This is a genomic window from Streptomyces liliifuscus (assembly GCF_016598615.1).
Lineage (GTDB): Bacteria > Actinomycetota > Actinomycetes > Streptomycetales > Streptomycetaceae > Streptomyces > Streptomyces liliifuscus.
In genome coordinates this window covers 10,765,030-10,779,309 of record NZ_CP066831.1, presented here as the reverse complement: position 1 = coordinate 10,779,309, position 14,280 = coordinate 10,765,030, and the positions used below count along the sequence as shown (strand labels likewise).

Sequence of the window (14,280 nt, the reverse complement as noted above, 5' to 3'; positions counted from 1 at the left end):
GCCCGACTCTACCCAGAGCGTGCGCTGAGGCCACCTGGGTTTTCACCAGCGGCAGACAGCCCCAGGACCAGGGCACACAGCGATCCACGGCTGGAGTTCTGGAGGTCGGGATCCCTGCGAGGATCGGGGCATGGAGTTCTTCTGCTACCACCGCGATCGGCCCGGCTCTCTGGCGCTGCGTCACGAGTTGCTGGAGGAGCACTGGTCCTACATGGACCGGTTCGACAAGGAGATGATCGCCCGCGGCCCTACCCTCGCCGGGGACGATGTGCCCACCGGCAGCGTGCACATCTTGGACCTGCCGGATCCTGCCGCCGCCCGCGCGTTCGCCTTCGACGAGCCCGGCTACCAGGCCGGTGTGTACCGGGACGTGTTGCTGCGCCGATGGCGCAATCTGCTGGGGCGCACCATGTGGGACTTCCCCGGCGGTGGGACCGACGGCAACCGGTACTTGGTGCTCGGCCTTGGCCCGGGTCGGGGTGCCGACCTCGCCGTGCCGCCCGACCGGGACGAACTCATCGCGTACGGGCCGCTGTTGTCCGACGACGGCACCACCTGGCTGGGTACGGTGGCGCTGGTGCGGGCACCGGACCCGGACACGGCACGTGCCGTCCTGACCCAGGGCCTGTACGCCGACATCGAGGTCCACGACTGGCAGTTCGGCGGGCGGTCGTAGTGAACTGAGAACGCGGCGAGGGGCGTAGAGACACCCCGGAACCCCTCACTTCTCAACGGGCCCTCGACACAACGGAGTTGGGGCCTCACCATGGTGCCCCATCGGTCGTGTCGACGGATGGGGCACGCCTTACCGCGGGGGTGGCTGTGGGGTCCGAACGATTGCCGCGCGAGTACCGGATGAGACGCTCCCGGATGCACGTGTTCTTCTGGGTGATCGGCCTGGGCACGCTGAGCGTGTTGGCGGCTCTGTGGGGCGCCGAGGTGCCCGCCTCGCTCCGCTACCCCTTCCTGGCGGCGTGGGTGGCTCTGATGGGGTGGCTCTTCTATGCCACGTTGCGCTGTTCGACCACCGCGGACATCAAGGCGATCCACGCACGCGGGATGGTCAAGCGCCGGCGGTTGGCATGGGAGGACATCCAGGACATCAGGGCAGAGGTCAATCCGGCATCGGCGATGCAGAGCGGTGCGCCCAATGTGCTCGTGCACGCCTACGGGCGGGACGGCTCCAAAGTGCTGTTGCCGTTCGTCGACGATCTTCATGTGAACGTCGAGCGCGAACTCGGGCTGCTGCTCGACTCATGGTCAGAACTGCGTGGCGCGGACTGGGCGCCCGACCCACAGGCCGCCGTCCTCATCGACCGACGCGATGCCCGACAGGCCGCCCTCATGACGGGGTTCACCGCCGTGATGCTGGCCTTCATCCCGCTGACCGTACTGATGCTGCTGCCCCTCTTCGTCGACATGCCGGAGTGGCTGGAGTCGGTCCTGCAGCCACTCCTGGTCATGGGAGTGGGAGCCCCTCTGATCTTCGCGCTGACCGCGATCACCTCGTATCGGGGCCGTCGGCCCAGCGGCTGACGGGTCGCGACCGGAGGCCCGCGGTCGAGGCCCGCGGTCGAGCCCTGGGGTCGCGGTGGCGGAGCGGGTGCGGGTGCAGCCTCTCGGCCAGGACGGGAACTACAGGCTCTTGGCCAGGAAAGGCAGGACTGCCTCGGCCACCTCGTCGGGTACTTCCTCGGCGAGGTCGTGGCCGGCGTTGAACACATGACCGGTGACGTCGTGGGCCATGAGCCGCATCTGGGTCTCGTTCCGGTCGCCGATGAACGCCGAGCCGCCGAGCGCCAGCACGGGGATGTCCAGCTTCCGCTGTGATGCCTGTCGGTTCTGTTCGGCGTCGACGAGCATGGCCCGGTAGATCGCCAGCATCGCGCGTATGCCGCCGGGCATGGAGTAGCAGCGGACGTATTCGTCGACCGCGTCGGGGGTGGCGGTGTCGGGATGGCTGCGCTCGTACTTGATCATGTAGGTGATCAGTTCGCGTTCGTGCCCGGCTATCAGCATCTCGGGTACGTCCGGCTGGAAGTAGAACCCCAGATGCCACAGGTGCATGCCGCTCGAGACGTTCTCGTGGGTGAGTGCGGTGTGGTCCTCGAAGCCGAATCCGGGGAACAACGCCTCGCAGAACACAAGGGCGTTGACGTGATCCCGGTGCCGGGCCGCGAGTTGGTAGCCGATCACCGCTCCCCAGTCCTCCCCCATCACGCTGTAGGACGCGTGCCCGAGGTGGGCCATCAGCGCGGCGATGTCGTCGCTCATCGTCGCGCTGTCGTATCCGTCCGCTGGACGGGCCGAGTCGCCGAGGCCACGCAGGTCCGGTACGACGACGGTGTACTGGGCCGTCAGCTTCGGGACGAGGTGCCGCCAGTGGTAGCCGGTCTTGGGCACGCCGTGCAGCAGCACCACCGCCGGGCCGGAACCGGCTGTCCGGTAGTGCAGGCTCGTTCCGTTGACGGTGGCGCGGCCTGTGCGTACAGGGTGTGCGTGATGGTCGACGATCATGCTTCTTCTCGACTTTCCTGAGGGGCTTCGCGGACGTCGGCCCGTTTTATGGATCGTGCGATACAGATTCAAGGCATGAAGAAATCAGTCGAGGGCGGCCAGCGCGACCTCCACGAGGGGTTCCAGGGCACGGACGTCGGGTGTGATCTTCGAGGAGACGAGCAGGCCGTTGAGGAAGGTGACCAGGAAGGCGGCCAAGGTGTCCGGGTCGCCGGTCGCCGGGACCTCACCCCGCTCCGCCGCCACGCGCAGCACGTCGGCGAGGGCGCGCCGACTGGCGTCCTGCACGTCACGCACGGTGCGGCGGGTAGCAGGGTCCCCCGGCAGGCGCTCACAGACGGCATTGACCAACAGGCAGCCCCGGCCGTCGAGTTCGACCGCGATCCGGACCCGCTCGACCAGCATCGTACGGATCGCCGACCGGGCGTCCGCTCCCTCGTCGAGGCTGCGCAGGGCCGCCGCCGCGAGGGTGGTGCGGTAGTGCTCCAGTGCGGCCCGGTAGAGGCCGTCCTTGTCGCCGAACGCCGCATACAGAGACCCTTGGCCGATCCCCAGATGCCCGGTCAGATCGCGCACCGAGGTCGCCTCGTATCCGCGCGCCCAGAACAGCTCCATCGCGCGGCTCACCGCCGCCTCGGTGTCGAACTCCCGGGCCCTTGCCATGCGATCACAGTAACCTATCTGGATCGATCGCTCAAGAAAGTGGTGCGGCGGTCACGACCCACCACGGCGTCCGGCCGTGCGGCGCGTGCCCGCCGAGTCCGTCTTCGCGCTCCTGCGAATGGCGCAATCATCGGTGGGCCGACACGCACCATGATCAATAACCTGACGTCCGGCGCGTGATCTCGCGTCCGTCGGACACAGAAGGCGAGCGACCCTCAGTGAAACTCGCGATGTTGCAGCGCATGGCCTGGCTCACCGCGGCGACGGCCCTGCTGACCACACTCGGCACCGCCCCGGCCGGTGCGGACAGCGCATGGCAGAAGGTCGGCGGCGACGCCCGCAGCGGTGTCAGCGGCCTCGCGTACGAGGGACGTACCTCAAGCGGATCAGGGGTGAACGTGCTGGCCGTGCACGACAACAAGGGGTCCGGGCACAAGCGTCTGTCCCGGATCACCCATTGGGAGGGCGCCGACGGAATCTCCCCGATCACCTGGACTGGGCCGGAACCCGTCGACCTGGAGGCCGTCGAAGCCATCCCCGGGATGCCGGGGGAATACCTGGCGCTCACCGGCCGCGGCATCGTCTACCGCCTGAAGGTCGCCGGCCCCACGGCGACGGTCGTCGACTACTCACCGCTGCCGGCGATCGGCCTCGGCGACGACTTCGAGAGCTTCGCGCTCGTCGTCCAGAACGGGAAGCTCGCCGTTCTGTGGGCGGACCGTGGAGCCGGAGCGGATCGTCCCGCCTCGCTCTACGCGGCGCCCCTGACGTTCGCCCCGTGGGGCCAGCCGCAGTTCGGCACGGTGACGCGCCGGGACTACCTGGCGGCCTATCCGACCGACGACGGCACCCGGCACATCTCCGACATCTCGGTGACCGACTCCGGCCGGATCATTGCGAGTTCGGCGGCCGATGCCGGTGACGACGGCCCGTTCGACTCCGCGGTGAGCGACGCGGGCCGGGTGAGCGTGTCGGCTGCGGGCCGGGTACGGGTCACGCTCGCGGCCTCCCCGAGCGTCCTCGGAACATTCCCCGAGTACAAGATCGAGGCGGTCGAGTGTCTGCCCGGTTCCACCGACGCCCTCCTGGGCACCGACGACGAGAACCTCGGCGGACACGTACGGACCATGCCCTTCTGCGAGGCCTGACCGCGGCCGCCGAGCACAACCTCCGGAGAACGTGACCGCCTGCTCCCGGTGCGATCGGCGAGCCGCATCAGGCGGCGGGTTCCGCGACACGCACCGGGAGGAGCGACCCCGTCAGGTCACTTGTGCGTCACCGTGACTCCGTACAGGGCGACCTGCCCGTAGTTCGAGTTGTCGCACGGCGAGGAGATGTTGCAGTTCGCCTGGGTGTAGGCGCCCGCCTTGTAGTAGCCACTGCCGAACGCGCCGTCGACGGTCGCCTTGAGGGCGCCGTTGTAGTAGACGTCGACCTTTCCGTCGTGGGCCACGAACTTCCCCTGGAAGCGTGTGCCGAGCTGGTAGTTGGAGGTCACCAGCTTGTAGTGGGTGGTGTTGTACGAGGTGATGTAGAGCGAGGTCCCTTCGAGACGGAACGAGGTGACGTCGCTCGTCTCGTCGTGTATCTGCCCCGCCATCACGTGTGGCTTGGTCTTGGGGAGGTGGGTGATCGCCTGGTCGACGACCATGGTGTGGGTGCCCGACGTGGACGGCCAGCTCTTCGTCGCCGACCCGTCGGCTGTCATCTCGCGCAGCTCCGACCGCGGGTACCCGGAGTTGCTGGTGGTGGCGCCGTTGACCGCGGCCCGCAGCAGGATCGCCCTGCAGTCCGAGGTGGTCGTGAACCAGGGTGCGTTGTTGTAGGTCTTCAGGGCGGGCTGCTTGATCTCCTGCGGGGACCCGGAGCTGTTGGGGAGGGGCAGCTGAAGCTTCCAGCCTGTGCTCAGGCCGATGGCCGCGGCCGGAGCGGGGCAGGCGGCGGCACCCGCCGAATCGGCCGACGCACTCTGCACCGGCGCCAACAGGCCGACGGCGAGTGCGGGCGCCGCGAGCAGACGCAGAGCGCGGCGGTGAGAACTACGCGAGGGCGTTTGACGCATCATGAGCGGCTCCTTCATGTCTGGGCCACGACGGACCCATGGGGGGGTACTTGCAGGGGCTACCTGGGGATACTTGGCGGCACTTGGACGGCCGGACGTGCCGCGGCTCAACGTTGGACGGCCGGACGTGCCCGCGGCTCAACGGGCGAGTTCTCGTACGATCCCTTCGTCGACGCCGATGCCGAGGCCGGGGCCCGAAGGCACCTCGGCCACCCCTGCGCGCACCTGGATGACGGAGCCGGTGGCGTAGGGAGACCGCAGGAACTGGCGGCCGTTGAGGTCGGCGGGGGCGATGAGGTCGTGGGCCGCGAACAGGTGCAGTGACGCGGCGAGGCCGATGTCGGACTCGGTCAGCCCCGAGCCCATCAGGGCCACACCGCAGTCCTCGGCCAGCTGGCACTGGCGGAGCGCCAGGGTGAGTCCGGCGCAGCGCTGCACCTTGGCCACGGCTATGCCGATGGCGCCCCTGCGGACGAACGAGGCGAGGTCGGTGGGGTGCCGCAGGCTCTCGTCCACGGCGATCGGGACCGGGCTGAGGTCGCGCAGCCGGCGGAGCCCTTCGATGTCGTTGGCGGGCAGGGGTTGTTCGAGCGCCGCGATGTCGAGCGGTGCGAGCAGGCGGGCGAGGCGGAGCGCGGAGTCCTGGGTGCCGGCCTGGTTGGCGTCGACGATCAGGCGGGCGTCCGGGGCGGCCTCACGTACGGCCGCCACCCGGGCGACTTCCCCGGCCTCGTCCTGTCCGGGCACGAGCCCCGTCTTGATCTTGAAGTGGCGATATCCGTGGGCCTGACCCTCGGCGACCGATTCGGCGAGGGCGCCTGCGTCGTCTCCGGTGGCGATCCAGCAGAGTTCGACGGTGTCGTGGCGACGTCTGCCCCACAGTTCGCCCAGGCTCACACCGCGGGAGCGGGCGAGTGCGTCGTGCCAGGCGACGTCCAGGGCGGCGCGGGCCAGCGGCATCCCGGTGGACCAGCCGCGCCGGATGGTGCGATCGCAGGCCCGCACCAGTCCGTCGAGGTCCCACAGTGGCAGGCCGGTCGCGGCGGGCGCCAGGTAGTGCGTCAGGGTCGAGACGATGGACTCGGTGGTCTCGTACGTCCATGAGGGGATCGGCGTCGCCTCGCCCCAGCCGGTGCTGCCGTCCGACGCCGTGACCTTGACGAGCACGCGGACGGCGGGTCGTCCCCGGGCGGTCACGCCGCCGCCCGCGACCGCGAAGTCCCGCAGTGTCGGCAGGGCGACCGTGAACGTCTCCACGCGCTCGACGGTCACGGCGGGGCGGGTGTCGGGTGATGCGGTCAGAACCATAGCGACTTGTCCACTACGTTGATCAACGGCCGCCCGTCGGCGAACCGTTGTGCGTTCTCCGCCAGCACCTCGAACCGGCGCTCCGCGGCGTGCGGTCCGGCTCCGGCCACGTGCGGGGTGATCAGTGCCTTGGGGTGGCGCCAGAGTGGGTGGTCCGGCGGCAGCGGCTCCAGTTCCATGACATCGAGGGCGGCGCCCCGCAGGCGTCCCGCGTCCAGGGCGGCGACGAGGTCGTCGAGGCGGACGGTGGGACCTCGGCCCACGTTGATGAGGCAGGCTCCCTCTTTCATGGACGCCAGCCGGTCGGCGTCCATCAGCCCCTCCGTCTCGGGGGTGTGGGGCACAGTCAGGATCACCAGGTCCGCCTCGGGAAGCGCGCGATCGAGATGACCGGGCGGAAGAACACGGACGAAACCCGGCGGTGCCGCGGTGACACGGGGATCGATGCCTTCCACTCGGGTGCCGAACGCGGCGAGCAGCCGTCCGGTCTCGGCGCCGATCGCACCCGTTCCGACGATGAGCGCGCGCGCCTCGCCGAGTGGGACGACCGCGCCGTCCGACCAGTCCGGTGCCCAGTTGGCGGCCGCCTGTTCGCGTACATAGCGGGGCAGTTGCCTGGCGAGGGCCAGGACCAACGCCATCGTGTGTGCGGCGACATGGTCGGTGTAGGTGTCCCGCATGTTCGTCACCTCGACCGGATGACGTACGAGCGCGGGGTGGTAGAAGCCGGGAGGTGGGCCGGCCTGAGGTGCTTGCAGCCAGCGCAACCGGCCTGCGGAGCCGAGGAGTTCGGGTGTGAGTGTGCCGTACGCGGCGTCGGCGCGGACCAGTGCGGCGTCGACGTCCTGACGCCCATTGGGGCAGAGGACCTCGATCCCCGGTACGGCCTCCGTGAGTCTGTCGGGCCAGGATCGGGCTTCCGCCGACAAGGGCGGAACCATGACCAGAGTGAAGGCGGTTGCGCTCATGCGGCGTGCTCCATCGACGCGGCGGCCACCTCGTGACGCAGTGGGCTCCCGGCGACGTACCGGGCCAGTTCCTCGGCCATGGCCCGGCCCAGCAGGCGCCGTTCCGGGCCGAGGCTGCCGGCCAGATGCGGGGTGACCACCACGTTGTCCAGCTCGAACAGCGGTGATCCGGGCGGCGAGGGCTCGGGGTCGGTGACGTCGAGTACGGCGAACAGGTCGGCGCGTTCTCCGAGCACGGTCACCAGCGCGGCCTCGTCGACGAGGCCGCCGCGCGCGGTGTTGACCAGCGTGGCGTCGGGCCGCATGGAGCGCAGCAGCCGGGCGTCGACCATGGCTCGTGTCTCGTCGAGCAGCGGGGCGTGCAGGCTCACGACATCGCTCTCGGCGAACACGCCCTCCAGTGTGGTGAGTTCGACGCCGAGGGCATGAGCCGTGGCGACGGGCACATAGGGGTCGTGGGCCAGCACGCGCACGCCGTGTCTGGCCAGGAGCCGTGCGGTGGCCCGCCCGGTGGCTCCGAGGGAGACAAGGCCGACGGTCGCTCCGGTGGTGCCGAGTTCACTTCGTCGGACAGCCGCCGCCCGGGTGCGCCGTGCGGTCAGGACATAGCGCCAGCCGTGCTTGAGTGCGTACAGGATCTGGGCGAGCGCGAAGTCCGCCACCTTGTCCGCGATCACCGTGCCCGCGGAGGTGACCCGCACTCCGCGCGCCCAGGACTCCTCGGTCACCAGGGGGCGTACGGATCCTGCGGCATACAGGACGAGGGCGAGTCGTGGGGCGCTGTCCAGCAGCTCGGCGGTGAGCCGGGGCGCGCCCCAGCCGGTGACGAGGACATCGACTCCCGCCAGCAGGTCCGGCGACAGGTCCGCCGCCGAGCGCGGGGGCTCCTTGATGGTCAAACAGCTTTCGATGGCGGTGCGTTCGGCTTCCCCGTAGACGTCGTCGAAGCGCGCCGGATCCATCACATACAGCCCGGTGAGTGACTCGTTCGTCATGCTGCTCCCTCCGTTGTCCGAGTAACTGCTCCCGCGGTGGCTCGCACCGCTTGCTGCGCGTTGGCCATGTGCAGTGCCCGTAGGCGCGCGGGTGAGGACAGGCCCGCGTGGTAGTAGCGGATCTGACGTGCTCCCGCGGCCAGCAGCCGGGTGACTCGCCTGGTGAGATGGGCGGGGTGTTCGTCCAGTACCGACACATTGGCGATGACCGGCCGTGTGCTGTGCCGCACCGCTTCCTCGACGCGGGCCACCGCCCGGTTCTCGTCGTCCCAGCACTTGAGGACGACGGCAGTGGCCCGGCCGCCGAAGCGGCTCAGGTCGAGTCCGCTGTCGGGGCCGGTGGCCTGTGGGTCGCCGTCCGCCATGAGGAGCAGTTCCCGGCCGGGTGCCACCGCCGCCAGTTGTCGTGTCAGGTCCTCGATCACGAACTGGCGGTGGCGCAGGAGGGCTTGTGCCGCCCGTTCGCCGAGGGACTCGGCGAGCGTGTCCGGGGCGCGTACGCCGTCGCGCATCTCCGCGTCGACGGTGCGGCACGCTGTCCGGGCAATGTCGGCGGGGTCTCCCCCGCGGGCTTCGATCCCCTTGCGGCAAGCGGTGCACAGGCAGATCGACAGCAGATCGCGGCAGCCTCCGCTGAGGTCGGCGCCCGCTGTCTTCTCGTGGTGGCTGCCGTGCTCGAAGCCCAGCCAGCCGCAGGCCTCCAGCATCAGCGCCGGCACCTCGGCGGCGTCGTGGCGTTCGCAGAAGGAGCGGACCAACTGCTGTGCGTACGCGGCCACTTCGGGCTGTGCCGGGCACAGGGCGTATCCGTATCGCTCGTCGAACGCGTTGCGTACGGTCAGATCGGGGGCGCGCTCCCCCGCCGCGGTGCTGTGCGTGAGCACCAGCCAGGCTTCGATCCTCAGTCCTTGACTCCGCAGGGCCGAGGCCGCGGCCCCGAACCGGTCCGGGGCGTCGACGGCCCAGCCCGGTGGGGAGGGTCTGAGGCGCCTGCCGCGCCACTGGTGCGGGTCGAGCGGGAAGTACGCGGCGGCGTGGGTGGCATGCACGGTGCGGTGGGCGGGGTGGTACGGCGTCATGGCGCGCACCGAGTGGTAGGCGGCCTGCAGGACCACCGCGCCCACGCCGAGTGAGGCTATTCGTTCGGCCGCGGCGGGGTCGCCCACCAGGTCCCAGGTGTAGGCGAAGGTGCCGCTGAGATCGACGGAGCCGGGTGGCTCGGTTGTCACGTGGTTCACTCCTTGGTGGCGCCGGCGAGGCCGCGCACGAAGTAACTCTGGAAGAAGACGAAGACAATCAGCATGGGAATGACGGAGAGCGTCATCCCGGCGGCGAATCCGGTCCAGTCCACGGAGTGCTCACCCTTGAACGACAGCATTCCGACGGCCAGGTTCTGCAGATCCGGCTGGCCGAGCGTGAACACCAAGGGAATGTTGAACTCGTTCCAGTTGGTGATGAACTGGAAGATGACGACCACCGCGATGACGGGCTTTGCCAGCGGGAGGACCAGCCGGAATGTGCGGAGGAATCCGGCGCCGTCGAGCTTTGCCGCGTCGAACAGGTCGCTCGGGATGCCCGAGAAGAAGCCGATGAAGAGCAGCACGTAGAGGGCGCCGGCCGCTCCGGACATGGCCAGGATGACCCCGGCCTGGGTGTTCAGCAGGCCGAGCCGTTCCACCAGGACGAACTGCGGGATGATGATGGAGGCCACCGGTACGAACAGGGTGGCAATGATCATGCGGTGCAGGAGCTTTCGTCCCGGGAATTCGTACCGGGCCAGAATGTATCCGCACAGGGCCGACTTGAACAGTTCGATGACGGTGGACACGACCGCGTACAGAATCGTGTTGAAGAAGTATCTGGAGAACCCCGCGTCCACCCATGCCCGGCGGAAGTTGTCGAAGTTCCACTGGTCGGGCATGAGGCTGGCGCCGCCGGTGAAAAGGCCCGTCTGTGTCTTGAACGCTCCCGCGACGATCCAGAGGAAGGGATAGACCCAGACGAGACCCACCACGATCAACAAGGGCAGGGCGATGAGGTTGGCGCGCGCGGGCCGTGACAGCCGCGAGAGGCGTGGCGCTCGCGGTGTGCGGAGTTCGGGACGGGACATCAGACTCCGTACTCCTTCCGCATCTTCTGTGCGCGGCGCACGAAGAGGCCCTGACTGGTGACGAGGAGAAACGCCATGACGGAGAACAGCAGGGCGGCCGCGGACGCGTATCCGTACGCGAAGGGCATCGAGCCGAAGGCCTGCTTGTAGATGAAGTACGAGACCACGTAGGTGCTCGTGCCGGGGCCTCCGCCGGTGAGCGTGACGACGAGCCCGAACACATGCATCGCGTTGACCAGAGCGAGCATCACGATGACCACGGCCACGGGACGGATCAGCGGCAGCGTGATCCGTGTGAGCTTCTGCCATTCACTGGCGCCGTCGAGCTCGGCGGCTTCGTACAGTTCGTCGGGGACGTTCTGCAGCGCAGCCATCCAATAGATCATGTACTGGCCGAAGACCTGCCAGACGGAGATCAGGACCAGGGCCAGCAGCGCGGTCCAGCGGTTGGCGAAGACATCGGTCGTGCCGTCGGTCAGGCCGAGTCCGTGCAGTGCGGAGTTGAGGGCGCCGTTGGACGGGTTGAGCAGGTAGGTGAAGACCAGTCCTGCCATCGCCACCGGGATGATCAGCGGTGCGAAGAAGACGGTGCGCAGCGCCCTCTTCGCCCGCAGCCACTTCCTCGTCATCACCAGCGCGGCGAGGAGGGACAGCGGCAGCTTGATCAGGGTCGTACCGACGGCGAACAACAGGGTGTTGACGACGGCCTGCCAGAAGAGCGGATCGCCGAGGATACGGCTGTAGTTGTCGCCACCGACGAAGTTGTCGAGCGGTCCGCTGCCGGACCAGTCGAAGAACGAGTAGTAGACCGTCGCGATCAGCGGCCAGAGGGTGAAGCCCATGTAGAGGACGAGGAACGGCACGAGAAAGGCGGCCACCCACAGCCGGTCGCGCCCCTTGGCGCGCTCACGGTTTCCCTCCGGTGGCTCCGAAGAAGGCTTGGGCCGGCGCGCAACCTTGCCGGGTCGGGTGGCCGTGGCCGTGGCGGTGTCGGGTGGATGCGGGCTGGCGGGGGCGAGAGCCATGTGAGGTCCTTTGCGGCTGGCTGACATCCGGCTTCCGGGGCGTAGGCGGCTACTTGGCCGGCCGGTAGTCGGAGGTGTACGACCAGTCGGGGAAGGTGAAGCAGTCGAGGGAGACCTTCAGCCCCTGGGCCGCTTCCTTCTTGAGTTCGGCCGTCAGGGTCTTCTGACGATGCTCGACGACCCGTTCGGCCTCCGGCTTCAGCGACTTGTCGCCGCTCAGGGCGCCGGACATCGCCTCGTACTCCCAGTTGGGACGCTCGCCGATGGCCTTGACGTAGGCCTGGGACTTCACCAGGTCCGGGCACTTGGTGACCGGGAGCGGCAGGTCGACGCGGTAGCCGGGCTTGCCGGCTATCCCCATGATCTGTCGCATCGCGGGATCCTTGATGTAGCGGTCGTTGTCAGCGAACGCCAGTGTCCCGAAGCCGCCTTCGAGGTACTGCTCGGCGAAGTAACCGTCGGGCCGGGTCAGCCAGTTCATGAAGGTCCAGGCGGCCTTCGACTGCTTCGTATTCGCGCTCACCCAGTACTTGTTGCCGTCGGGCTGGCTCCACAGGGCGCCCTTGGCGCCCGAGTCGGGGACGGGGTGCGCGGCGATGGAGTACTTCGAGGATTCCAGGCCGAGGGACTTGAACACCGAGGGAGTCCAGGTGCCGTCCATGATGATGCCGGCCTGTCCCGTGGCGAACTGCTGCCGGGAGAAGCTCTTGTCGTTGGTGCCGGGTGCCAGGTACCCGTCCTTCTTGAGCTCCTGGATGAAGGCGAACACCTTCTGGGCCTGCGGTTCGGCCAGCGAGAACGTGCCCTTCCTGTAGTCGAAGAACCCGTCGTTGAAGGTGTATTCGCCCGCGGCGAGAGCGTAGAAGATGCGCTGGAAGTCGACGTCCTTGCTGGGCGAGGCGATGCAGTACGCCTTCGTCCTCGCCTTGATCTGCGCGCAGGCGCTCTTCAGTTCGGACCAGGTCTTCGGCGGCTTCGCGGTGTCGAGACCGGCGTCGCCGAAGACTTTCTTGTTGAGGAACATGTAGCCGGGGCCCCAGTAGGTGCTCTCGGAGAAGGGGAACGCGTATGTCTTCCCGTCGAGTTGGTTGACCCCGTCGATGAACGAGCCTTCGGGCCAGCGCTTGGTGAAGCTCGCGGGCAGCGCGGAGCCCTCGTTGAGGGGCTGGATCCACTTCTGGTTGAGCAGTTGGGACATGGCCAGGGGCCCGTTGTCGCTCCAGTAGAAGATGTCCGGGCCCTGACCACTCTGGAAGGCCAGCGGGAGTGTCCGCTTGTACTCGTCCTGGGCGATCGACTGCCACTGCACGGTGATGTCCGGGTGCTGCCGGTGGAACTCCTCGGCGGCCTTCTTGTGGAAGTCCGTCTGCTCCGCCGAGTAGTCCCAGATCTTGAGCGTGGTGCCCGAACTTCCGGAGCTTCCACCGCATCCCGCAAGAAGTGGTGCCAGCAGCAGGGGCGCGAGCGCCAGCCTGCCGATCCGGGATGCTCCAACTCTGTGTCCTGTGCCCATGGTCGGCTCCTGCTCCGTCGAGATGGCGACCCGAGCGGCTCTCGGGACTGAGGCGCGGATGACGTTAGGGCGCAGCATCTGGCCTAGCAAGCGTTTTCACAGAGAAGATTTGACGGAGTCCCACTCAGATACCACCAACTAGGCGTCTGAACTGCAGTGTTGTGCGAACAATCGATCGTCGGCGCGAGTGTTGGTTAAGCTGAGGGAGCGCTTTCACAGATTTTCACGGTGTCGGTCACGGCCTGCGCGGGCTCGCGAGCGACCGGAATGGAGTTCGTTGTGCGTGTCCTCGTCCTCACGAAACCGTTCGGTGATCTGTCGCCCTCGGAGCTTGCCGATCAGCTGGCGGAGGCGGGCGCGGACGGCGCCGACCTGCTGGTCAGGGACGGGCAGACCGTCACACCCAGCACGTCCTGGCGCATTGCCGAGACGTCACGCGCCTTGCACGGCAACGGACTTGAGACCGGCCTCGTCAGTACGGACCTGACCTCGGCGGACAGCGAGTCCGAGCGGGTCGTCGGGCACTGTGCCGAGGCAGGCGTGCCCCTCATGCGCGTGGGGTTCTACCGCTACGACGCCGGAGCCGACTACGCCGCCTGCCTGGACCGGGCCCGCCGCGACCTCGCGAGCCTCGCCGAACTCGCCGCCCGCCACGGCGTCCGGCTCGTGCTCGCGCTGCACCACGGCACACTGCATCCCTCGGCCGCGCACGCGTCACGACTCCTGGACGGCCGCGACGACGTCCTCGTCCATCCCGACCCGGGGAACCAGGCCAAGGAGGGAAGCGAGGACTGGCGGCTCACCGTCGATGTTCTCGGCGGCCTGGACCGTGTCGGCTGTGTGGGTGTGAAGAACGCGGTGTGGGAACCAGGTGCGGCGCGTGGGTCATGGACCTGCAGGTGGCAGCCGCTCGCCGACGGCGGTGTCGTCCCCTGGGCCACGATCCTGCCCGGTCTCGAAGAGCTCGGTTACACCGGTCCGTTGTCCCTGCACGTCCACTATCCGGCCGACGACCCGCTCGCGGCGGTCCGCCGGGACCTCGGGTTCCTGCGCGGAATGCAGTCCGGGCCGACGGCCACATCGCCCGCACACTGAACGACGAACTACTGTGGCCACGGA

At 68.4% G+C, this 14,280-nt stretch carries 14 protein-coding genes; 4 read left to right on the top strand and 10 right to left on the bottom strand.

What is annotated here, in order from left to right; genetic code table 11:
- Positions 1 to 130 precede the first annotated feature (130 nt).
- Both JEQ17_RS46925 and JEQ17_RS46920 read left to right on the top strand, forming a co-directional pair.
- On the top strand, positions 131 to 676 hold the full coding sequence (locus JEQ17_RS46925; protein ID WP_200401054.1) for a YciI family protein: 546 nt from the start codon (positions 131 to 133) through the stop codon (positions 674 to 676).
- Between the two features lie 194 nt (positions 677 to 870).
- Positions 871 to 1,536, top strand: coding sequence for a PH domain-containing protein (locus JEQ17_RS46920; RefSeq protein WP_200401053.1), 666 nt, complete (start codon positions 871 to 873; stop codon positions 1,534 to 1,536).
- A gap of 99 nt (positions 1,537 to 1,635) precedes the next feature.
- Here the strand turns inward: JEQ17_RS46920 and JEQ17_RS46915 are convergent, their stop codons facing one another.
- Together JEQ17_RS46915 and JEQ17_RS46910 are read right to left on the bottom strand one after the other, a co-directional pair.
- Complete coding sequence (locus tag JEQ17_RS46915; RefSeq protein ID WP_200401052.1) at positions 1,636 to 2,517, bottom strand: alpha/beta fold hydrolase; 882 nt, start codon at positions 2,515 to 2,517, stop codon at positions 1,636 to 1,638.
- A gap of 84 nt (positions 2,518 to 2,601) precedes the next feature.
- Positions 2,602 to 3,180 carry a TetR/AcrR family transcriptional regulator gene (locus tag JEQ17_RS46910; protein WP_200401051.1) on the bottom strand — a complete coding sequence of 193 codons (579 nt, stop codon included), beginning with the start codon at positions 3,178 to 3,180 and terminating at the stop codon, positions 2,602 to 2,604.
- A 242-nt stretch (positions 3,181 to 3,422) separates the two neighbouring features.
- On the opposite strand from JEQ17_RS46910, the gene JEQ17_RS46905 reads away from it, so the two are divergent.
- Positions 3,423 to 4,328, top strand: coding sequence for a hypothetical protein (locus JEQ17_RS46905; RefSeq protein WP_234048641.1), 906 nt, complete (start codon positions 3,423 to 3,425; stop codon positions 4,326 to 4,328).
- A 116-nt stretch (positions 4,329 to 4,444) separates the two neighbouring features.
- On the opposite strand, the gene JEQ17_RS46900 is transcribed toward JEQ17_RS46905, so the two are convergent.
- The 8 genes from JEQ17_RS46900 to JEQ17_RS46865 all read right to left on the bottom strand — a co-directional run bounded on the left by JEQ17_RS46900 (position 4,445) and on the right by JEQ17_RS46865 (position 13,161).
- Complete coding sequence (locus JEQ17_RS46900; RefSeq protein WP_200401049.1) at positions 4,445 to 5,245, bottom strand: polysaccharide lyase family 7 protein; 801 nt, start codon at positions 5,243 to 5,245, stop codon at positions 4,445 to 4,447.
- A 135-nt stretch (positions 5,246 to 5,380) separates the two neighbouring features.
- A complete protein-coding gene (locus JEQ17_RS46895; protein WP_200401048.1) occupies positions 5,381 to 6,550 on the bottom strand; it encodes a mandelate racemase/muconate lactonizing enzyme family protein in 1,170 nt (389 codons plus the stop codon).
- Positions 6,541 to 7,518, bottom strand: coding sequence for a D-2-hydroxyacid dehydrogenase (locus JEQ17_RS46890; RefSeq protein ID WP_200401047.1), 978 nt, complete (start codon positions 7,516 to 7,518; stop codon positions 6,541 to 6,543). Before JEQ17_RS46890 ends, JEQ17_RS46895 begins: the two co-directional genes overlap by 10 nt.
- A complete protein-coding gene (locus tag JEQ17_RS46885; protein WP_200401046.1) occupies positions 7,515 to 8,513 on the bottom strand; it encodes a hydroxyacid dehydrogenase in 999 nt (332 codons plus the stop codon). Before JEQ17_RS46885 ends, JEQ17_RS46890 begins: the two co-directional genes overlap by 4 nt.
- Positions 8,510 to 9,742 (bottom strand): alpha-amylase family protein, encoded by a 1,233-nt coding sequence (locus JEQ17_RS46880; RefSeq protein ID WP_200401045.1) that lies wholly within the window; start codon positions 9,740 to 9,742, stop codon positions 8,510 to 8,512. Before JEQ17_RS46880 ends, JEQ17_RS46885 begins: the two co-directional genes overlap by 4 nt.
- 5 nt (positions 9,743 to 9,747) lie before the next feature.
- Positions 9,748 to 10,623 (bottom strand): carbohydrate ABC transporter permease, encoded by an 876-nt coding sequence (locus JEQ17_RS46875; protein ID WP_200401044.1) that lies wholly within the window; start codon positions 10,621 to 10,623, stop codon positions 9,748 to 9,750.
- Positions 10,623 to 11,648: a carbohydrate ABC transporter permease gene (locus tag JEQ17_RS46870; protein ID WP_200401043.1), complete on the bottom strand. Its 1,026-nt coding sequence runs from the start codon at positions 11,646 to 11,648 to the stop codon at positions 10,623 to 10,625. The genes JEQ17_RS46875 and JEQ17_RS46870 overlap by 1 nt, the downstream gene beginning before the upstream one ends.
- 49 nt (positions 11,649 to 11,697) lie before the next feature.
- Complete coding sequence (locus JEQ17_RS46865) at positions 11,698 to 13,161, bottom strand: ABC transporter substrate-binding protein (protein WP_200401042.1); 1,464 nt, start codon at positions 13,159 to 13,161, stop codon at positions 11,698 to 11,700.
- Between the two features lie 279 nt (positions 13,162 to 13,440).
- On the opposite strand from JEQ17_RS46865, the gene JEQ17_RS46860 reads away from it, so the two are divergent.
- Entirely contained in the window at positions 13,441 to 14,256 is an 816-nt protein-coding gene (locus tag JEQ17_RS46860; RefSeq protein WP_200401041.1) for a sugar phosphate isomerase/epimerase family protein, read from the top strand.
- Positions 14,257 to 14,280 lie beyond the last annotated feature (24 nt).